Here is a 261-nt window from a genome sequence, read left to right as displayed (position 1 = left end):
AACAGCGGAAATTAATGTCTGCAGAACGGGAATTAGGCAGTGCAAGTACATTCCAATGCCTAATTCCTGTCGTCCGTCATCCGGCTTTCTCTGACGGGCTATGACCGTCCAATGGCATTTTCTGACTTTTTCAGCTTTATGCTAACCGCAAATTGGGAGCGGTGAACGGATGTCGTTGCATTCGATAGAGAACCGGCATCAACCACAGCCACCAGGCTCTTTAGCCAGTCAATCTGTTAGTCAGTCACGATAGCTCATTTA

Annotated in this window: 1 protein-coding gene; it reads right to left on the bottom strand. The window is 47.5% G+C overall.

Going from position 1 to position 261, the window contains the following annotated elements:
* Positions 1-98: 98 nt before the first annotated feature.
* Entirely contained in the window at positions 99-233 is a 135-nt protein-coding gene (locus ACYP03_RS26755; protein WP_276131414.1) for a LysR family transcriptional regulator, read from the bottom strand.
* Positions 234-261: the final 28 nt, after the last annotated feature.

Source organism: Photobacterium sp. R1 (genome assembly GCF_054600795.1).
Note: the sequence above shows the minus strand (reverse complement) of the source record. Positions and strands in the feature narration are given on the sequence as shown.